General features: G+C 66.0%; 15 protein-coding genes and 2 rRNA genes. 5 read left to right on the forward strand and 12 right to left on the reverse strand.

Annotated elements, in window-relative coordinates:
- Positions 1–933 (forward strand): phosphatidate cytidylyltransferase, encoded by a 933-nt coding sequence (locus L6D77_RS02905; protein ID WP_232881824.1) that lies wholly within the window; start codon positions 1–3, stop codon positions 931–933.
- A gap of 4 nt (positions 934–937) precedes the next feature.
- Positions 938–1,417, forward strand: a complete 480-nt coding sequence (locus tag L6D77_RS02910) for an HIT family protein (RefSeq protein ID WP_232881822.1) — start codon at positions 938–940, stop codon at positions 1,415–1,417.
- A gap of 43 nt (positions 1,418–1,460) precedes the next feature.
- Here the strand turns inward: L6D77_RS02910 and L6D77_RS02915 are convergent, their stop codons facing one another.
- Entirely contained in the window at positions 1,461–1,736 is a 276-nt protein-coding gene (locus L6D77_RS02915; protein WP_232881820.1) for a metal/formaldehyde-sensitive transcriptional repressor, read from the reverse strand.
- Between the two features lie 69 nt (positions 1,737–1,805).
- Between L6D77_RS02915 and dmeF the strand changes: the two genes are divergently transcribed.
- A complete protein-coding gene (gene dmeF, locus L6D77_RS02920; protein WP_232881818.1) occupies positions 1,806–2,735 on the forward strand; it encodes a CDF family Co(II)/Ni(II) efflux transporter DmeF in 930 nt (309 codons plus the stop codon).
- A 7-nt stretch (positions 2,736–2,742) separates the two neighbouring features.
- Here the strand turns inward: dmeF and L6D77_RS02925 are convergent, their stop codons facing one another.
- Positions 2,743–2,913, reverse strand: a complete 171-nt coding sequence (locus L6D77_RS02925) for a hypothetical protein (protein ID WP_232881804.1) — start codon at positions 2,911–2,913, stop codon at positions 2,743–2,745.
- A 91-nt stretch (positions 2,914–3,004) separates the two neighbouring features.
- On the opposite strand from L6D77_RS02925, the gene L6D77_RS02930 reads away from it, so the two are divergent.
- The gene (locus L6D77_RS02930; protein ID WP_125465629.1) at positions 3,005–3,349 is read left to right on the forward strand and encodes a cupin domain-containing protein; all 345 of its coding nucleotides are present in this window, start codon (positions 3,005–3,007) and stop codon (positions 3,347–3,349) included.
- Between the two features lie 277 nt (positions 3,350–3,626).
- On the opposite strand, the gene mmsB is transcribed toward L6D77_RS02930, so the two are convergent.
- On the reverse strand, positions 3,627–4,517 hold the full coding sequence (mmsB, locus tag L6D77_RS02935; protein WP_232881802.1) for a 3-hydroxyisobutyrate dehydrogenase: 891 nt from the start codon (positions 4,515–4,517) through the stop codon (positions 3,627–3,629).
- Positions 4,518–4,527: 10 nt separating this feature from the next.
- Positions 4,528–6,054 carry a CoA-acylating methylmalonate-semialdehyde dehydrogenase gene (locus L6D77_RS02940; protein WP_232881791.1) on the reverse strand — a complete coding sequence of 509 codons (1,527 nt, stop codon included), beginning with the start codon at positions 6,052–6,054 and terminating at the stop codon, positions 4,528–4,530.
- A 133-nt stretch (positions 6,055–6,187) separates the two neighbouring features.
- Here L6D77_RS02940 and L6D77_RS02945 point away from each other — a divergent pair, with 133 nt between their 5' ends.
- On the forward strand, positions 6,188–7,138 hold the full coding sequence (locus tag L6D77_RS02945; RefSeq protein WP_232881789.1) for a LysR family transcriptional regulator: 951 nt from the start codon (positions 6,188–6,190) through the stop codon (positions 7,136–7,138).
- Positions 7,139–7,166: 28 nt separating this feature from the next.
- Here the strand turns inward: L6D77_RS02945 and yfiB are convergent, their stop codons facing one another.
- The 8 genes from yfiB to L6D77_RS02985 form a co-directional block, all read right to left on the reverse strand.
- Complete coding sequence (gene yfiB, locus L6D77_RS02950; protein WP_479685089.1) at positions 7,167–7,667, reverse strand: outer membrane lipoprotein YfiB; 501 nt, start codon at positions 7,665–7,667, stop codon at positions 7,167–7,169.
- A complete protein-coding gene (gene dgcN, locus L6D77_RS02955) occupies positions 7,664–8,944 on the reverse strand; it encodes a diguanylate cyclase DgcN/YfiN (protein ID WP_232881787.1) in 1,281 nt (426 codons plus the stop codon). Before dgcN ends, yfiB begins: the two co-directional genes overlap by 4 nt.
- Positions 8,941–9,516, reverse strand: a complete 576-nt coding sequence (gene yfiR / locus L6D77_RS02960) for a regulatory sequestration protein YfiR (protein WP_232881776.1) — start codon at positions 9,514–9,516, stop codon at positions 8,941–8,943. Before yfiR ends, dgcN begins: the two co-directional genes overlap by 4 nt.
- Positions 9,517–9,585: 69 nt before the next feature.
- Positions 9,586–11,655, reverse strand: coding sequence for an exodeoxyribonuclease V subunit alpha (recD, locus tag L6D77_RS02965; RefSeq protein WP_232881774.1), 2,070 nt, complete (start codon positions 11,653–11,655; stop codon positions 9,586–9,588).
- Complete coding sequence (gene recB, locus L6D77_RS02970) at positions 11,652–15,323, reverse strand: exodeoxyribonuclease V subunit beta (protein ID WP_232881772.1); 3,672 nt, start codon at positions 15,321–15,323, stop codon at positions 11,652–11,654. The genes recD and recB overlap by 4 nt, the downstream gene beginning before the upstream one ends.
- A complete protein-coding gene (gene recC / locus L6D77_RS02975) occupies positions 15,320–18,802 on the reverse strand; it encodes an exodeoxyribonuclease V subunit gamma (RefSeq protein ID WP_232881770.1) in 3,483 nt (1,160 codons plus the stop codon). The genes recB and recC overlap by 4 nt, the downstream gene beginning before the upstream one ends.
- 121 nt (positions 18,803–18,923) lie before the next feature.
- Positions 18,924–19,039 (reverse strand): 5S ribosomal RNA (gene rrf, locus L6D77_RS02980).
- Between the two features lie 130 nt (positions 19,040–19,169).
- Positions 19,170–19,275: ribosomal RNA gene (locus tag L6D77_RS02985) — 23S ribosomal RNA — on the reverse strand; the annotation flags it as partial.

Consider the following 19,275-nt stretch of genomic DNA (forward strand, 5'->3'; position numbering starts at 1 on the left):
ATGGACCACAACACCCTTTCGCTGTTCGCCGGCATCGGCGCCCTGTTGCTGCTGGCCAGCGTCATCGGTCGCCTGCTCAAGTGGCGCGCCGGCCCTGCCCCGCACGCGGTCATCGACAACCTCAACGCCCGGATCAACGCCTGGTGGGTGATGGTGCTGGTGATCGGCATCGCCTTCGTGTTCGGCAAGTACGGGGTGATCGTGCTGTTCTACGGCGTGTCGTTCTATGCCCTGCGCGAGTTCATGACCCTCACCCCGACCCGGCGCAGCGACTACCCCGCATTGGTGGCCGCGTTCTACGTGGCGCTGCCGGTGCAGTACCTGCTGATCGCCATGGACTGGTATGGGTTGTTCAGCATCTTCATTCCGGTGTACCTGTTCCTGCTGCTGCCGATTCTGGCCAGCTTCGGTGGCGACACCACGCGTTTCCTCGAGCGCGCCTCGAAGGTGCAATGGGGGCTGATGATCGCGGTGTATTGCGTGTCGTCGGTGCCGGCGCTGATGACCCTCGATATCCCAGGCTTCGAAGGCCGCAACCTGTTGCTGATCGCCTGGCTGATCCTGGTGGTGCAGATCAGCGATGTGCTGCAGTACGTGTGCGGCAAGCTGTTCGGCAAACGCAAGGTGGCGCCAAACCTGTCGCCGTCGAAAACCGTCGAAGGCCTGGCCGGCGGCGTGGCGCTGGCTACCCTGGTGGGCGCAATGCTGTGCTGGATCACCCCGTTCACCTTCTGGCAGGCGGCGCTGATGGCGCTGACCGTCAATGCCATGGGCTTTTTTGGCGGGCTGGTGATGTCGGCGATCAAGCGCGACCGCGGGGTGAAGGACTGGGGGCACATGATCGAAGGCCATGGCGGCATGCTCGACCGCATGGACTCGGTGTGTTTCGCAGCGCCAGTGTTCTTCCACTTCGTGCGCTACTGGTGGGCCTGAGCCGGTGGACATTCCCCTGGAGTACGTCGTCCACGAAAGCGAGCACTGGATCGTCAACCATCACCTGACGTCGCGCCTGCCCGGCTACCTGATGCTGGGCTCGCGGGCGCCAGTGGACAGCCTGGCCGACCTGCCCGACCAGGCGCTGGCGGACATGGGCCTGCTGATGGCCAGGCTGCAACGGGCCATGGAGCAAGCGCTGGCGCCCAGGTGGTTGTACATCGGGCGCTTCGGCCATGTACCCGGTTGCCCGCTGCACTTTCACTTCATCCCGGTCTATGACTGGGTCGAGGCGCTGTTCTGGGCGGATGAGCGCTACCGGGCGCTGCAACAGTTCGGCTCGCTGGAGCATGCCCTGTCCAAGACCGACGGGGCGGAACTGACGCTGTTCGTCTGGCGGGAGTTCGGCGAAAGCCCGACGCCACCCAAGGTACTGGGGAGGGGTATACCTGAGGTGATTGCCGCGATGCGTGGCCGGTTGTAGAGCGCATTGCGGGGCACCGATGTGCCCCACGATGATGCCAACGTTATTTCAGGTAGGAGCGCAACAGCGAGGCGACCTTGTCGGCCTCTTCAAGCCGCTCCTCGGCGCTCAGCCCCTCCGCCACCAGGTGTTCGCGGATGTGCCCTTCCATCACCTCGGCCATCAGCCCGTTCACTGCGCCACGTACGGCAGCGATCTGCTGCAGGATCGCCAGGCAGTCCTTCTCCTGCTCCAGCGCGCTCTCCAGCGCCGCTGCCTGACCTTTGATCTTGCGCACCCGGGTCAGCAGCTGCTTCTTGCTCTTGAGGGTATGTGCCATTCTGCTTCCATCGTCGTAGGTATACTGGGGTATAGTATATTTCACGCCTATCCGGGAGCATGATAAACCATGACCACGCAAAGCTCCGACCGCTGGCTGCACAGCCATCAGTTCCATACCAGCAACCTCGGTGCCGAGCGCAAGACGCGGCTGGCCGTATGGCTGACTGCCGTGATGATGGTCGCGGAAATCGCCGGTGGCTGGTTCTTCAATTCCATGGCGCTGCTGGCTGACGGCTGGCACATGAGTTCCCACGCCCTCGCGCTCGGCCTTTCGCTACTGGCCTACGCCGCCGCGCGGCGCTATGCAGGCGACCGCCGTTTTGCCTTCGGCACCTGGAAAATCGAGATTCTCGGCGGCTACTCCAGCGCCCTGTTGCTGCTTGGCGTCGCCGCGCTGATGGCGTTCCAGTCGGTTGAACGGCTGCTCGCGCCAGGCGCCATCCATTACGACGAGGCGATCTTCATCGCCGTGATCGGCCTGGCGGTCAACCTGATCTGCGCCTGGTTGCTGCGCGATGACCATACGCACCATCACGACCACGCACATGAGCATGACCACGGCCATCACCACCATGACCTCAACCTGCGCTCGGCCTACCTGCACGTGATCGCCGACGCCGCCACTTCGGTGCTGGCGATCGTTGCCCTGGTGGCCGGCAAGCTATGGGGCGCCAGCTGGCTTGACCCGGTCATGGGCCTGGTCGGAGCCCTGCTGGTGGCGTTGTGGGCCAAAGGGCTGCTGCGCGATAGCGGACGGGTGCTGCTGGATGCCGAAATGGATGCGCCGGTGGTCGAGGAGATCCGCGAGGTGGTGGCGCAATTGCCGGCGGCAGCAACCATCACCGACCTGCATGTGTGGCGCGTCGGAAAGGACCAGTACGCCTGCATCGTCAGCCTGGCCACCGTCGGCACGCTGAGCGCTGACAGCGTGCGCCAGGCGCTGGGGGTGCATGAGGAACTGGCGCACATCACCGTGGAGGTGAACGCCCTGCGCTGAAAATCGCTCAGGCAAGCGCCAGCAGCAGTTTGGAGAAGGCGCAGCAGCGCTGGATCAGCTCGGCGATCTGCGGGTTGATGCCGTGGCGGCGGTGCGAGCGGTACAGCGCGTTGTAGCGCACGCGGGGGAATCGCGCCGGGGTGGCGCACAGCCCGAGCCAGCAGGCCGGATAGCGCATCCAGACAGCCAGGCGTCGAGCACAGGCAACTGGCCGACGACGCCTGGCCCTATGGTGATGCGTTCTATCACTCGTTGCCTGGAGCCACGCCATGTCCGATTTCATCACCGTCCTGCGCGAAACCTGCCCCACCCCGGTGGTCGATGCGACCAAGTGGAAGCGCATCGGCGGCGACCCGCACACCGTCAACCTCAATGCCTACCTGTCGGCCGACGGCAGCAAGATCATGGGCACCTGGATCTGCACCCCGGGCAAGTTCGAGGTCAACTATGAGAAGTGGGAGTTCTGCCACTTCCTCGATGGCTACTGCATCGTCACCCCGGAAGGTGAAGAGCCCAAGCACCTGAAGGCGGGCGATGTGTTCGTGATCGAACCGGGGATGAAAGGCACCTGGGAAGTGGTCGAGACGGTGCGCAAGTATTTCGTGTTTGCCTGACCAAACCGACTGCATGGCACGGGCTTCGCCCGTGTTCGCGGGCAAGCCCGCTCCCACAGGGTGCGCGCATCCCTCTCGTTCAATATCCATCCTGTGGAAGCTGCGGTTCGCCGCAGCGACTTGCCAGCGATGAGCTCAGCACAGGCAACACAAGTCAGTTGCCAGGCCGAGCCTTGAAAAATGGGCAAAAAAAATCGCGAATCGCATGCCCTTCCCCCAAGGTGCGCAGTTACAAGGGGGAAGGCCACACGGTCCGCGATGAAGTCCCTCTCGCCCATCAATCCTTCTTGCGATACCCCTCGACGATCGCCGAGAAATCCTTGCCGCCTTCACCGCGCAGGCTCATGGCCTGGTACAGCTGCTGGGCCACGGCGCCCATGATCACCGGCTGGTGCGCCTGGCGGGCGGCCTCGGTGGCCAGGCCCAGGTCCTTGAGCATCAGTTCGGCGCCGAAGCCGCCGGTGTAGCCACGCGAGGCCGGTGCGGTCTCGATGATGCCCGGCCACGGGTTGTAGGTGTCCGAGCTCCAGCAACGCCCGGTCGAGCTGTTGATGATGCCGGCCAGCACCTTGGTGTCGATGCCCAGCGCATTGCCCAGGGCCATGGCCTCGGACACGCCGATCATCGAGATACCCAGCAGCAGGTTGTTGCAGATCTTGGCGATCTGCCCGGTGCCCACTTCACCGCAATGCACGATGTTGCGGCCCATCTGCTCCAGCACCGGCTTGAGGGTGGCGAACAACTCGCCACTGGCACCGACCATGAAGGTCAAGGTGCCGGCCGCCGCGCCGCCAGTGCCGCCGGACACTGGCGCGTCACCCATGTCGATGCCCTTGGCCGCGGCGGCCTTGGAGACGTCACGGGCGGTCTGCGGGTCGATGGTGCTGCAGTCCACGGTGGGTGTGCCGGGGCGGATGCCGGCCAGCACGCCGGTCGCTTCGTCCAGGTAAACGCTGCGCACATGGGCAGCGGCCGGCAGCATGGTGATCACCAGCTCGCTGTTGGCCGCGGCCTCCTTGGGCGAGGCGCTGACCTGCCCGCCCAGTTCGGCAAGCTCTGCCAGTACGGTCTTGTTCAGGTCGAACAGGTTCAGCGAGTGCCCGGCCTTGATCAGGTTGCGGGCCATGGGCGCACCCATGTTGCCCAGGCCGATGAATGCGATACGCATGGTCAACTCCTTAGCGCAGGCTGATGGTGGTGTTTACACCGTCATTGACGCTGTCATCGTCGAACCAGCGGGCGGTGACGGTCTTGGTCTGAGTGTAGAACTGCACCACCTGCTTGCCGTACGGGCCGAGGTCGCCGAGCTTGGAGCCACGCGAGCCGGTGAAGCTGAAGTACGGCACCGGTACCGGGATCGGGATGTTGATGCCGACCTGGCCGATGTCGATCTCGCTCTGGAACTTGCGCGCCGCGGCGCCGCTCTGGGTGAACAGGCCGGTGCCGTTGCCGAACGGGTTGGCGTTGACCAGGGCGATGGCCTCGTCGAGGGTGTCCACCTCCAGGGTGACCAGCACCGGGCCGAAGATTTCCTGGGTGTACACCTGCATGTCGGTCTTGACCCCGGAGAACAGGGTCGGGCCGACGAAGTTGCCCTGCTCGTAGCCCGGCACCTTCACGTCACGGCCGTCCAGCTCCAGCTTGGCGCCTTCCTTGATGCCGCTTTCGATCAGGCCCAGCACCCGCTCCTTGGCGCGCTTGGACACCACCGGGCCGACGTCGGTGCCCGGCTCGTTGCCGGCATTGACCTTGAGCTTGCTGGCCGCGTCCTTGATGTCTGGCAGCCACTCGCGGGCCTTGCCCACCAGCACCGCCACCGAGGTGGCCATGCAGCGCTGGCCGGCGGCGCCAAACGCGGCACCGACCAGGGCGTTGACGGTCTGGGTGCGGTTGGCGTCGGGCAGCACCACGGCGTGGTTCTTCGCGCCCATCATCGATTGCACGCGCTTGCCGTGCTGGCTGCCCAGGTTGTAGACGTGGGTGCCGACTTCGGTGGAGCCGACGAACGAGATCGCCTTGATGTCCGGGTGGGTGCAGATGCCATCGACCACCTGCTTGCCGCCGTGCACCACGTTGAGCACGCCGGCCGGCACGCCGGCTTCCAGCGCCAGCTCGACCAGCATCATGGTCGACAGCGGGTCCTGTTCGGACGGCTTGAGCACGAAGGTGTTGCCGCAGACGATGGCCATCGGGAACATCCACAGCGGGATCATCGCCGGGAAGTTGAACGGGGTGATGCCGGCGCACACGCCGATCGGCTGGCGCAGGGTGTAGGTGTCGACACCGCTGGCCACGTTTTCGGCAAATTCGCCCATCTGCAGGGTGCCGATGGAAGCGGCGTGCTCGACCACTTCCAGGCCGCGGAAGATGTCGCCCTCGGCGTCGGCGATGGTCTTGCCCTGCTCGGCGCTGAGGGTCACGGCGATGCGTTTGCTGTGTTCGCGGATCAGCGCCTGCAGCTTGAGCATGATGCGCATGCGCGCGCCAATCGGGGTGTCACGCCAGGTCTTGAAGGCGCGCTCGGCGGCGGCCACGGCGGCGTTCACTTCATCGGCGGTGGCAAACGGCACCCGCGCCAGCACTTGCTGGGTGGCCGGGTTGACGATGTCGCGCCACTCGGTGGTCTGGGACTCGACCCATTGGCCGTCGATCAGCAGTTTTACCTGTTCGACCTTGGTCTGGTTGGGGTTGTGGGGTGCGTTCATCTGCGCTCTCCTTGGAATTATTGTCGGAACGAAGACGCCTACGCCGGGGTGGACACGGGGTGGCGTGTAGGGGCTGAGATCGAGTATAGATGTGCAAACATCCAACAAGAATGAACAAAAAAACCGGATCATCATGCAAAAAGACCTCACCTCCCTGAGCGCGCTGAACTGGGACGACCTCAAGTTCTTTCTTGAGGTAGCGCGCACCCGCAAGGCCAGCAGTGCGGCCAAGCGCCTGGCCGTGGACTACACCACGGTGTCGCGGCGCATCGGCTCACTGGAAGGGGCGCTGGGTACTTTATTGTTCGAAAAATCCCGCACCAATGGCTTCGTCCTCACCGCCGAAGGCCAGCGCCTGCTGGGCTACGCCGAGTCGATCGAAAGCACCCTGCACATGGCCTGCGAGCAGGTCTCGGGCTCGGGCGTGGCGTTGTCGGGGCATGTGCGCATGGGCTGCACCGAAGGCTTCGGCAGCTTCTTCGTCACCCCGCAGCTGAGCCATTTCGTCGATGCCTGGCCGGCGATCTCGGTGGATATCCTGCCGTTGCCGCACTTCATCAGCCTGTCCAAGCGCGAGGCCGATATCGTCATCGCCCTGGAGCGGCCCGAGCATGGGCCCTATGTGTGCTGCAAGCTGTGCGACTACCGGCTGCGGCTGTATGCCACCCAGGACTACCTGGACAGCCATGCGCCGATCCGCGCGGTGAGCGACCTGGCGAACCATCCGTTCATCAGTTATGTCGACGACCTGGCGTTCAGCTCGGAGCTGTTGTACCTGGCCAACCTGATCCCCAATGCCAACGCGCACCTGCGCAGCACCAGCGTGATCGCCCAGTACACGGCGGCCTTGCAGGGGCGCGGGCTGGCGATTCTGCCGTGCTTTTTGGCGGCGCAGGATCCGCGCTTGGTGACGGTGTTGCCGGAGGAAATCGAGGTGACGCGGCAGTTCTGGATGTACTGCCGGGAGGATTTGCGCAAGCTCAAGCGGATTACCCTGTTGTGGGATTACATCCGTGAGGTGACCGAGGCGAATGCGCCGTTGTTGATGGGCGAGACGCGGGAGATGAAGTTCGCTCAAGGTTGATTGGGGCCGCTGCGCGGCCCCGGGGACATCAGTCCGACGCCACCACGATCGACACCCGGCGGTTCTCCATGCGCCCGGCGCTGGTGCGGTTGTCGGCCACCGGCTGGCTGCTGCCCAGGCCGCGGGTCTGGATGTTCTGCGGCAGCATGCCGATGCCGGCCAGCGCCTTGGCCACGCTCTGCGCGCGGCGCTCGGACAGCTGCTGGTTATAGGCGGCCTTGCCCGAGGCATCGGCGTGGCCGTCGATGCGCACACGTTGGATATCCACCGACAGCAGCGCCTTGCCGATACGCTCGACGATCGCCTCGCTCTGGCGATTGAGGCTGTCCAGGTCGCTGCCAAACAGCACCTTGCCGGACAGGTCGAAAGCCCAGCCATCGTCCGTTGGCGCAAAGCCCTCACGTTTGAGCACGGCCACCTGCTCTGGGGTCAGGCCCTTGGGCGGGACGCTCTGGCAGCCGCCAAGGGCAAGCAGTGCCAGGATCATGGCGAACAACGGGAAACGCAGGGTTAACAAACGGTCGATCACGGTTCAGCTCCTGTTCTTTTTACATCCGTGGCGCAGCGTTCCGTCTGCGCCACTTGCCAATGGCCACGGCGCTTGCGCTTGGCCTGGTACATCGCCGCATCGGCGGCATTGAGCAGACTGGCCGGGTCGTGGCCGTCATCCGGGTAAAAAGCGATACCGACACTGAGCGAGCTGGTGATGCGGGTGCCATCCTCCAGCAGGATCGGCAGCTGCATGCTGGCGATGATCTTCTCGGCGATGCGCTGAGCATCTTCACGTGCCTGCAGCGGCGCCAGCAGCACGGCGAACTCGTCACCGCCCAGGCGCGCCACCAGGTCATGCTCACGCAACTGCGCGCGCACTCGGCTGGCGACGGTGATCAGCACCTCGTCACCCACGGCGTGGCCTAGGGTGTCGTTGATCTGCTTGAAGTGGTCGCTGTCGAGGAACAGCAGCGCCAGGCGTTCGCCCTGGCGCTCGGCATTGCGCAGGCTGCGGCTCAGCCGGCCTTCGAAGAAGGCGCGGTTGGGCAGGCCGGTCAGGCTGTCATGGCTGGCCTGGTGCGCGAGGGTTTCGTTTTCGCTTTGCAGGTGACTGTGCCAGACCTCCAGCTCGTCGAGCAGGGCGTTGAAGTCGTTGCCCAGCTCGTTGAGTTCGGCAATCTGCGTTTCCGGCACACGGCGGTCAAAGCTGCGTTCGCGGCGCGCGGCGTGGGCCACGCTGGCGAGGTGGCGCAACGGCCGGATGATGTCGGCGAACAGCCGACGCGACAGGTACAACGCCAGCACCGCACTGACCACCGTGCACAGCAGGATCCCAACCAGGCCGCTGAGCAAAAAGCGCAACAGGCTGCCGCCCTGGCCGACCAGTTCGATATGCCCGACCTTCTGGCCCATGTGTTGCACCGGCAGGTTGATCGGCTGCTCCAGCAGGGTCCGCGCCACCTGGCTTTGCAGCTGTGCCATCACGGTACGGTCATCGCGCTGCCAGTGGGCGAGCAGTTCGCCGTCGTTGTTGAAGACCTTGGCGTCGGCCACCTCTTCGGTCGTGGCGATCAGCGCCAGTGCCTCGTTGGCGGCGGCACTGTCGTCGAACACCACGGCGGCTTCGACGGTGTAATTGATGGAGCGGGCGATCAAATGCAAGTTGTGGTTGGCATAGACGCGCAGGGCGGCCACCCCGAGCAGGGTCACCAGCACCCCGGCCAGGCCGGCGGCGATCAAGGCAATGCCCAGGTGGCCACGCCCCAGCACCGCACGCAGGGTCGGCCGGGGCAGGCGCTGGCCAGACCGGTTCATGGCTGCGCCGCCCGCCGCCGCGACAACTGCAGCACGCTGGGGTGGATGCGCACGCCACTGCGCGCCACCGAGTCGAGGTTGACGTCAAAGGCCACTTGCTGGTCGCTGACCCGCAGGCAGAACAGGCTGCCCACCGTACAGGGGTCGTCGGCCTCCGTGATGCTCAGCACCGGGTGGCCGCTGATCGCCTGGAACAGGCGGTCGCGCTCGCCGGCCTCCAGCTTGCCGATGTAAACGGCGTCACAGGCACTGGCCAGGCTGGCGTCACCAGCCAGCAGGCGACGCACCTGCAAGGGTTGCCCGGAATTCTGCGCCGTGCCTTTGATGAGGTCGTCGGCGTATTCGGTGGGGCCGACCAGGCACAGGCGCAAGGGGTTGGGTTGGGCGGGCCAGCGGGCATAGCTGAGAATGCCCAGCACCACCTGGGTCACCGCCTTGGCCCGTTGCTGCGCCTGCGCGCTCGGCTCGCCGGCCAGCGCCTGGGCGAACCCGCCGGTCAGCAACAGCGTGGCCATCAGCAGCGAGCGCGCGCAATCCTTCACCCGCCTCAAAACCGAGACAGCCACTGTCATGGTGGGAAATCTCTCAAAAAGTTACCAGATAATGCCGCAACGATAGCACACCCACATGGTACGCCCGTATCACAGCTGTTCCAGCATCAGCCCCGAAACACGGCGCACCCTGCGCTCTACAGCCTCTTCGAACACCCCGCTGCGCGGCTCGATCAAGCTGAAGCAATGCTTGGCCCGGGTGATGCCGGTGTACACCAACTCCTTGGTCAGCACCGGGTTGAGCGCGTCGGGCAGCACCAACGCAGTGTGGCTGAACTCCGAGCCCTGGGACTTGTGCACGGTCATGGCGAACACGGTTTCCACTTCGCTCAGGCGGCTGGGCAGGACGAAACGCACCCCGCCACTGCCGTCGTTACGCGGGAAGGCTACGCGCAACGGGGCCTGGCCCTGGTCATCGGGCAGGCGCAGGGCAATGCCGATATCACCATTCATCAGGCCGAGGCCGTAGTCGTTGCGGGTCACCAGCACCGGGCGCCCCTCGTACCACAGCTGCTGGCTGTCGATCAGCCCGGCGTTGTGCAGCACCCGCTCGACCCGCTGGTTCAGGCCCTCCACGCCCCAGGCGCCCTTGCGCACCGCACACAGCAGCTGGAAGTCCTCGAAACGGCTCAGCACGTCGCCGGCCCACTGTTCCCAGCGTGGATCCTCTGCCGGGGTGCCCGGTGGCGGGCGCAGGCGGCCGATGTTGCGCAGGTAGTTGCGATAGCCCTGGGGGCCTTCGGCGCCGCGGTTGAGGCCGTCGAGCAAAAGACGCTCGAAGCGCTTGTCGTGCTCGCCACCGAGGGTCAGGCAGAACACGTCATCGGGCTTGCTGGCCAGCAGCGCGCGGGCCTCGGCGGCCTGCTGGCGGTTGACCAGCCGGGCCAGCTGGCCGATGCCGCTGCCTTCGCCGAAACGCCGGGAGTGGCGCAGCATGACGATTTGCTGGGCCAGCGGGTTGCGCGGGCTTTCGCCCGGTTGCAGGCCGCTGTTGGCCAGCGATTGGCCGCCGACCTGCTCCAGCCAGGCCAGGGTCTGCGGCCAGTAGCAGCCGTCCTCGGCGTCGCGGCACAGGTCGCCCAGCACCGCGCCCGCCTCCACCGAGGCCAGCTGGTCCTTGTCGCCCAGCAATACCAGCCGCGCATTGGGCGGCAATGCGTCGAGCAGGTTGGCCATCATTTCCAGGTCGATCATCGACGCCTCGTCGATCACCAGCACATCCAGTGGCAACAGGTTGCCGGCGTTATGCCGGAAGTGGCGCGAGCCCGGGCGGCTGCCGAGCAGGCGGTGCACGGTGCTGACGTCGGTGGGGATCTGCGCGCGCACCGCGCTGTCGACCTGCAAGCGCTCGACCTGCTGGCCGATGGACTCGGTCAGGCGCGCCGCCGCCTTGCCGGTGGGCGCCGCCAGGCGAATGCGCAGGGGCCGGCCCTGCTCTACCGCCGGGGCCTGCAGCAGGGCCAGCAGCCGCACTACCGTGGTGGTCTTGCCGGTGCCGGGGCCGCCGGTGATGACGCTGAAGCCAGCGCGGGTGGCCAGGGCACAGGCGAGTTTTTGCCAATCCACCTCGGCGGCCGGCGTGCCGCTGTCGAACAGTTGCGCCAGGCGCACGGACAGATCGGCCTGCAACGGCTGTTGACGGGCCAGGCGCTCGTGCAGCGCGCCGTCGATTCGCCGCTCGTAAGACCAATAGCGGCGCAGATACAGACGTTCACCCCTTTGCACCAGCGGGCGCTGTGGGCTGCCGTCGCCTGCCGCCACCAACGGGCTATCGCCGATGCACTGCAGCCAGGTGCCCAGTTCAAGGCTGGCCAACAGTTGCGAGGGCAGCAGCAGCGGCCCGGCCAGGGCATCGCCTTCCGGCGGCAGGGACAGGGCGAAGTCCGGCTCGGCCAGGGTCTGGGCAAGGTCGAGGCAGACATGGCCATGGCCCAGTTGGTGGCTGGCCAGCGCCGCCGCCAGCAGCACCAGCGGATCGCTGCCGGGGGCGAGCTCTTCGAGGAAGCCGACGAAGGCCCGGTCCAGCGCACGCAGCCAGCCACGCTCCACCCAGCGGTCGAGCAGGGCCAGCAGATCGTGGCTGTCGTGCAGTGGTGCCAGGGCGCTCAGGTGCTCGGCCTGCAGTGGGGTCGGCAGAAGGTCGTCGAGACTGCGGCTCATGGCGTGGCTCCAGCAAACAGGTCCTGCTGCGCGGGCGCGTGCTCGCCGCGGAACAGCGCATCGAGGGCTTCGATCAGCGCGCGCGGCGGCCGGGCGTGATACAGGCCGTGGCCTGCCGAGTGGGTGCCACGCAGGAAGATGAACAGGGCACCGCCGACATGGCGGTCGTAGTCGTAGTCGGGCAGCCGTGCGCGCAACTGGCGGTGCAGGGCCAGCAGGTAGAGCACGTACTGCAGGTCGTAGCGGTGCTCGAGGATCGCCTGCTCCATGGCCAGTGCGCCATAGGCCTGGGCGTCGGGGCCGAGCCAGTTGGATTTGTAGTCGGCCACGTAGTAGCGCCCGTCCAGTTCGAAGGCCAGGTCGATGAAGCCCTTGAACATGCCGTTGAGCTGGGTCGGCTGGAGCGCCGGGCGAGCGGCGCCGTCATGGGTATGGCGCACCACCAGTTGGTCGAGGTGCAGCGTGTCGACCTGGTGGCTGGCGAACCAGAACTCCATTTCGATCTGGTACTGGCTCAGCGCCGCCAGCTGCAGGGTGGCGCCCTGCAACGGCATGGGCTGAACCAGCATCTGCTGCAGCCATTGGCTGAGCGTGGGGATCCAACCGGCCCAGTCGCGACGGTTGCAGCGCCGGCCCACGGTGCGCTCGATCAGTTCGGGCTGGCTGCCCACGGCGGCGAAGCCTTCCTGGCCTGCCCATTCGAGCAGGCCATGGAGGAAGGTGCCGGGGTTGGGGCCACGGGGGAAGCGGTGGATATCACCGGACTCGGCCGGCACTTCGCGCAGCAGCTGGCTGTCCAGGGCTTCGTCGTCGAGCAGTTGCTGGGCCTGGGAGCTGTCGGCGATGAGGGTCTGATCGCCGACACGCAACGCACTGTAGGAGGCGATCCACCACTGCTCGGCGGCGGCACGTCGGGGTTTGCGGGCAGGCAACAGCTCACTGTCGCTCGCCGGGGTGCGGTAGCTTTGCTCGCCTGCCTCGGGCACCGGCCCACTGACAATGGCAGGGCTATTTGCACTCAGTAATTGCAACCACTCGCCCAGTTGGCTGGATGCCGACAGTGGCAGGCCGCCACCGAGCAGGTAGCCCAGGGCCGAGCGGTGCAGTTGCGAGCTGCGCTGGGTGCCGCGCTTGAGGTCGGCAACGCCGAGCCAACAGCCGTGCTGGGCACGGGTCAGGGCGACATAGAGCAGGCGCAGGTCTTCAGCCAGGCGCTCGTCGTCGGCACGTTCGATCTGCTGTGCGTCGGGGGTGAGCGTGAGGTGCGCCGAGCCGTCGTCGTCATGCCAGGACAGCGGCAGGCGCGAGCCGTCCACCGGCTTGCTGGTGCAGATGAACGGCAGGTACACCAGGGGATATTCCAGGCCTTTGGACTTGTGGATGGTCACCACCTTGACCAACTGCTCGTCGCTTTCCAGGCGCAGGATCTGCTCCTCGCCGGCCTGCCCGGCGTTGGCCAGGTGCTCGGCCAGGTGGCGGATCAAGGCCTGCTCGCCATCCAGCTCGCCGGCCGCCTGCTGCAGCAGTTCAGCCAGGTGCAGCAGGTTGGTCAGCACCCGCTCGCCGTCGGTCCGCGCCATCAGGCTGCGCGGCAGGTGGAAGTCGTGCAGCAGGCGGCGCAGCATCGGCAACACCCCTTGGCGCTGCCAGATTTCGCGGTAGCGCCGGAAGCGCATCACCCAGCCTTCCCAGACCCGTTCGTCCTGGTTCAGGCGCTCCAGCTCGATCAGCGGCAGGCCGAGGGTCAGGCTGGCCAGGGCGGCCTTGAGCATGCGCTCGGCATCCGGCTCGGCGCAGGCCTTGAGCCAGGCCAGCAGGTCGTGGGCCTCCTGGGCGGCGAACACCGAGTCCTTGTCCGAGAGGTAGACGCTGCGCACCCCACGGGCCGCCAGTTCGGCACGGACCAATTGCGCTTCGCGACCGTCCCGCACAAGGATGGCGATATCGGACGGCAGGCACGGGCGCAGTGCGCCGTCACTGCCGGCAAAGCCACTGACGCCCTGCTGGCCACCGTTGAGCACGGCCACGATATGGCTGGCGCAACTGGCGGCCAGGCGCTGGCGATACAGGGTATTGGAGACGGGTTCGTCGCTTTGCAGATGCCAGCAATGCAACGCCGCACTGGGCTGGCCGTCGATCAGCAGATGCTCGCTACGGCCTTTGGCGCGGACCTCGACGAAGGGCAAGGGGTTGTCGCCGTGGGCGCGGAACAGGAAGGCGCCGCGGCCTTGTTCGCGCGCCTCGGCCTGCAGGAAGACACGGTTCACCGCCGCGACCATGGCCTGGCTTGAGCGGTAGTTGGTGTCCAGGCTGTGCAGGCGCCCGGCCGTGGCGCGGCGGGCGGCCAGGTAGGTGAAGATGTCGGCGCCACGGAAGGCGTAGATCGCCTGCTTGGGGTCGCCGATCATGAACAGGCCGGTGTCTGGGTTGTTTTCGGTGATGCGATAGATGCGCTCGAAGATGCCGTATTGCACCGGGTCGGTGTCCTGGAACTCGTCGATCAACGCTACCGGGAACTGCTCGCGGATCAACCCGGCCAGGCGCTCGCCCGACTCGCTGGCCAGCGCATGCTGCAGGCGCAGGAGCATGTCGTCGAAGCCCATTTCGGCGCGCCGGCGCTTTTCCACTTCGAAGCGGGCCGAGACCCAGGCGGCGGCGTGTTCCAGCACGCGTACCTCGGGGCTGGCGAGCCCCTGCAAGTGTTCGCGCAGGGTTTGCATGGCGTGCAGGGCGGGGTGATCCGGCGGCTCGCCGACCTTCCACGCCTCGGCCATGCCGTCGGGGGTCAGGCGGGTGAAGCCGGTGCCCAGATCCAGCTCCATGGCCTGATCGTCACCGGCCCAGGCCTTGAGCTTTTCGAACCAGGGTTCAAAAAAACGAGCCTGCATTTTGCGGCCATCCACCTGCTTGGCGGCCACGGCGTCGCGGCAGATCTGCTGCAACTCATCGGCCCAGGCGGCCCAGGGCGCCTTGAGCTGGCGCAGTTGCTCACTGCGCTCGCGCAGGGTCGCTTCGATCAGTTGCTGCGGCTCTTCGTCGTGCTGTTCGCTGCGCACCCGGCCGAACAAGGGCCGGATGCGTGGCAGCAGGGCAGCGGGGCTGCCCCAGTTGCCGCGGACCCAGGCCAGGGACTCGCCGCGCATGCCGTAGCAGAAGCGCCGCCAGTAGTCGCGCATGACCTGGCCAAGCAGCTCGCTGTGGTCAGTTTCCAGGCTCTGGGTGAACAGGCTGCCGCTGTCGAAGGCGTGCTCGCGCAGCATGCGCTGGCACCAGCCGTGGATGGTCGACACTGCGGCCTCGTCCATCCACTGCACGGCGATCTCCAGACGGCTGGCGCAGCGTGGCCAATGCTCCTGTGGATATTCGTCGCGCAGCTGGTGCAGCAGCGGGTCGGCGTCTTCCAGCTCTTCGCGGAAAAACCGGCCTGCTTCGGCCAGGCGTGCGCGGATGCGCTCGCGCAACTCTTTGGTGGCGGCGTCGGTGAAGGTCACCACGAGGATCTGTGGCGGCAGCAGCTCGCGGGCAAAGCCCTGCTCGCCGCCGTGGCCGAGGATCAGCCGCAGGTACAGGGCCGAGATGGTGAAGGTCTTGCCGGTGCCGGCACTGGCTTCGATCAGCTGGCTGCCGTGCAGGGGGAAACTCAAGGCCAACGGGCGGGCTTGGCTCATTGGGCGCTCTCCGGGTTGCCGAGGCTCTGCCAGGGGGCTGCGAACAGGGGGCGGTACAGGGCTTCGCACCAGCCTTCGAAGGTTTCATCCAGCACCAGCGCGGCGAAGTCGGGGTACTGGCGGGCCAGGGCCAGGCTTTCGCTGCGCTCGCCGTTGCTGATCAGGCCGTCACCGTCGTAGGCGCGGGTGGCGGCGGCAAGTGCCTTGTCCGGGTCTTCCTGGGCCAGCCAGGCGAAGGCGGTCTTGGCCGCGATGGGCAGGGGGGCGTTCATCCCCGCCTGGCGCGCCACCAGCAGTTCGCCCAGGCGTTCGGCGGCCTGGCTTTGCGCTAATGGCGCCAGGAGCAGGGTCAGGTCGCTGGCCACCAGTGCGCTGTGCAGCGGGTAGCCCGAGGCGCAGGCGGCCAGGTGCATGACCCAGGCCGGGATCAGCCGGTGCCACTTGAGGTTGTTGCGCCCGGCACTGAGGGTGTTGGGCACGGTGGCGATGCTCAGCAGGCTCTGGTCGTCGGCCTGGTAGACCCGGCCCAGCCAGCCCTCGAGGCGGTGCAAGCCGTGTTCGAAGTGGATCGGCAAGGCACCTTCCACCAGCGTCGGCCAGCGCTGCAGCAGTTGCCCATGGCGTTGCAGCAGGTCTGGCAGGGGCTGGATCAGCTCGGCCTGCAATGCCTCGCCGAACCCGGCCAGCGGCAACAGGCCACAGGCTTGCAGGCGGCGGGCCTGGGCCTGCAGCGCCTGTTCGGGGTTGTCCGGCTCGGCCAGGGCGGCGCCCAGCAGGCTTTCACTCAGGCCGTAGCGTTGCAGGGCGTCGAGGGCGAAGGGCTCTTCGTCCGGCGTGGGGGCTTCCAGTGCTTCGAAGTAGACTTTCAGGCGCTGACTGAAGAAGTGCCTGACGGGATGGCGCAGAAAATCCTGCAACTGCATCAGGCTCAGTGGCTCATCGCTGGTGTAGGGCAACAACGGGGCATGTGCTGCCTGGGCCTCTGCGGCGTCCTGGTGCAGGACCAGCCACTCATGGGCAAAGCTGAACAGCGGGCTGCCTTTCTGGAAATAGCGCTGGCTGAACGGTTGCAGCGGGTGCTCCTGGGTCAGGGCATGCAGCAGTTGTTGCCCCGCATCGTCCTTCTGCCCTGGCTTGGCGTTGACCAGTTGCCAACCGGCGGCCAGGTGATCGCGAAGTTGCCCGATCAGCACCGAGGCTGGGCGCTCGCTGTTGTCGCGGATGCTGCGCCCGACCCAGCTGACGTACAGTTGGTCACGCGCCGACAGCAGCGCTTCGAGCAACAGATAGCGGTCGTCCTCCCGGCGCGAGCGGTCGCCCGGGCGGTAGTCGCTGGCCATCAGGTCGAAGTCCAGCGGTGGCTGCGCGCGCGGGTAGTCGCCGTCGTTCATGCCCAGCAGGCAGACCACCCGGAAGGGGATGGCGCGCATGGGCATCAGGGTGCAGAAGTTCACCGAGCCGGCGAGGAAGCGCTGGGACAACTTGCCCTGGTCGAGGCCCGACAACCACGCCTCGCGGACCACGGTGAGCGGCAGCAGGTCTTGCAGGCCGACCGCCTCGCAGGTTTCCAGCCAGGTGTCGCGCAGGTCCTGGAGCTGTACCAGCAGCAGTTCGTCGTGCTCGTTTTCAGCCAGGAAGAAGATCTGCAGCAGCGCATGCAGGCGCTCGCCCCATTGGGTGGCGGTGGCCGGCTGCGAAAGTGCCTGGCAGGCGATATCCAAGGCGTCGAGCAAGGCCACCAACGGACCGATCAAAGCGGCATCGAGGCCGCCGATCTCATCGTAGGGCTCGATGCCATCGCAACCCTCACCGACGCCCACCGCGTACCCCAGCAGCATCCGGCGCAGGCCGAAACGCCAGCTGTTCTGCTCCAGGCCCTCGGGCAAGCCGAGCGTGGCGCGTTGCTGGGCGCTAAGGCCCCAGCGGATACCGGCGCCTTCGATCCAGCGATGCAGGGTGGGCAGGTCGCCTTCCTCGATCGCAAAGCGGGCACGCACTGCCGGGACATCCAGCAGGTCGAGCACCTCACTCACGGCAAAGCGGCTGTCGGGCAGCTTCAGCAGGTGTTCCAGGGCGATCAGCAAAGGGTCGCGGCCACGTTGGCCTTGGTCGGTCAGGGTGAACGGGATATAGCGTGGGTCGCTGCGCTCCAGCTGGCCGAACACCGCGCGAATGTGCGGGGCGTAGGTATCGATGGCCGGGAGCATGACGATGATGTCCCGCGGGCGCAGGCTGGGGTCGGCGCTGAAGCGGGCCAGCAGCTGGTCGTGCAGGATCTCGACTTCGCGCTGCGGGCTGTGGGCCACGTGGAAGCGCACGGAGCGGTCCTTGGCAGGGTCCACCTGGGGCCATTGCTCGCGGGTTTCGGCCAGGGGGCGAAGTTCGAGGATGTCGTCCTGCAGCTGGTTGAGCAGGGTCTTGGGGTCGCCGTCGCTGAACAGGTCGATACGGCCATCGCTGAACACGGACTGATAGCTGCCGGGGTCGTCATAGCTGTCGAGCAGGTTGATGTAGTCACGGCCCTGTTTGCCCCAGGCAGCCAGCAGCGGGTGGGCGTGCTGGTGCAGCAGCTCGTCATCCAGCAACAGGGGCATGCCTTGTTTGCGCTGTTGGCGTTTGTACTGGTGGCGCAGCAAGTCCTTGTCGGCAACGATGTCGCCCCAGTGGTGGCGGCAAGGGTTATGCACGCACAGCAGGACCTGGCTGAAGCGTGCCAGACCGGCCATGGCCTCGAGTATCTGGGCCGGCAGCGATGAGATACCGAATACGATCAGCCGCGCAGGCAGGCCAGTGGGCGCTTGCTCCAGGCTATTGATACGCTCGATGAAGCGCTGGTGCACGCCGGCACGGCTCTGGGCCATGCCCGCTTCGCCTACGTCTTCGAGCAGGATTCGCCACAGCTCGGCCTGCCAACGGTTGCCGGCAGCCAGGGGCTTGCGCTCGCCGCGGGCGGTGTTGAGCACATGTTCACCGGCCGCCCAATCCTTGAGCCAGTCGGCACGGTAGACCTGGTACTGGTCGAACAGGTCGGCCAGGCGCTCGGCCAGCTGGTAGCGTTTACGCAGGTCGCTGTCGTCGGTGAGGAAGCGACGCAGGGGCTCGAAGTGCGGGCGCTCGATGACCTCCGGCAGCAGGCGCATGAGGCGCCAGGTCAGGGGGGCTTTGTCGAGCAGCGACACTTCGGGGATCTCATCGCGGCCCAACACGCCACGGTACAGCTGCCACATGAAGCTGCCGGGCAACTGCACGTCGATAGCGGCCGCAATGCCGCAGCCGCCTTGGTCGTCGTCCTGCGGGTCTTCGGCCAGCGCCAGTTTCAGCCACTGGGCGATACCATTGCTCTGTACCAGGGCGATTTCGTTTTCCAGCGGTGCCAAGGGAAAGCGGCGCATCACACTCACCACCAGGTTGCGCAAGTCATCCAGGCGATTGCCCTGGACGATCATGAAACCTGGGTGCAGTGAGGTCGTGTTGGCCATTGGGCGCTCTCGGGAAGGCGGGCGGATAAGGTGGGAAACCATATCACGGGGTTGATCTTTTCCGATCCGGAAAAGACAAAACCCCTACCTGCATGCGCAGATAGGGGTTTTGCGAAATGAATCTTGACGATGACCTACTCTCACATGGGGAAACCCCACACTACCATCGGCGATGCATCGTTTCACTACTGAGTTCGGGATGGGATCAGGTGGTTCCAATGCTCTATGGTCGTCAAGAAATTCGGTTGCCCAGAATGTCTTGTGAACACTCTTGGCTAATTCGGATATGCGATTTGTGATGTTGCGAACTTTCGGGTCTTTCGTCTTCACCACCACAATCTGCAGTTGCAAATTGCTTGGGTGTTATATGGTCAAGCCTCACGGGCAATTAGTATTGGTTAGCTCAACGCCTCACAGCGCTTACACACCCAACCTATCAACGTCGTAGTCTTCGACGGCCCTTCAGGGGATTC

It is taken from the genome of Pseudomonas parasichuanensis, assembly GCF_021601385.1.
In the GTDB taxonomy this organism is placed as follows: Bacteria; Pseudomonadota; Gammaproteobacteria; order Pseudomonadales; family Pseudomonadaceae; genus Aquipseudomonas; species Aquipseudomonas parasichuanensis.

Excerpts from the sequence above, each read along its gene's own strand:
- L6D77_RS02905 (WP_232881824.1), top strand. The coding sequence starts at position 1 with ATGGACCACAACACCCTTTCGCTGTTCGCCGGCATCGGCGCCCTGTTG.
- L6D77_RS02915 (WP_232881820.1), bottom strand. The coding sequence starts at position 1,736 with ATGGCACATACCCTCAAGAGCAAGAAGCAGCTGCTGACCCGGGTGCGC.
- dmeF (WP_232881818.1), top strand. The coding sequence starts at position 1,806 with ATGACCACGCAAAGCTCCGACCGCTGGCTGCACAGCCATCAGTTCCAT.
- L6D77_RS02925 (WP_232881804.1), bottom strand. The coding sequence starts at position 2,913 with ATGCGCTATCCGGCCTGCTGGCTCGGGCTGTGCGCCACCCCGGCGCGA.
- L6D77_RS02930 (WP_125465629.1), top strand. The coding sequence starts at position 3,005 with ATGTCCGATTTCATCACCGTCCTGCGCGAAACCTGCCCCACCCCGGTG.
- mmsB (WP_232881802.1), bottom strand. The coding sequence starts at position 4,517 with ATGCGTATCGCATTCATCGGCCTGGGCAACATGGGTGCGCCCATGGCC.
- L6D77_RS02940 (WP_232881791.1), bottom strand. The coding sequence starts at position 6,054 with ATGAACGCACCCCACAACCCCAACCAGACCAAGGTCGAACAGGTAAAA.
- L6D77_RS02945 (WP_232881789.1), top strand. The coding sequence starts at position 6,188 with ATGCAAAAAGACCTCACCTCCCTGAGCGCGCTGAACTGGGACGACCTC.
- dgcN (WP_232881787.1), bottom strand. The coding sequence starts at position 8,944 with ATGAACCGGTCTGGCCAGCGCCTGCCCCGGCCGACCCTGCGTGCGGTG.
- yfiR (WP_232881776.1), bottom strand. The coding sequence starts at position 9,516 with ATGACAGTGGCTGTCTCGGTTTTGAGGCGGGTGAAGGATTGCGCGCGC.
- recD (WP_232881774.1), bottom strand. The coding sequence starts at position 11,655 with ATGAGCCGCAGTCTCGACGACCTTCTGCCGACCCCACTGCAGGCCGAG.
- recB (WP_232881772.1), bottom strand. The coding sequence starts at position 15,323 with ATGAGCCAAGCCCGCCCGTTGGCCTTGAGTTTCCCCCTGCACGGCAGC.
- recC (WP_232881770.1), bottom strand. The coding sequence starts at position 18,802 with ATGGCCAACACGACCTCACTGCACCCAGGTTTCATGATCGTCCAGGGC.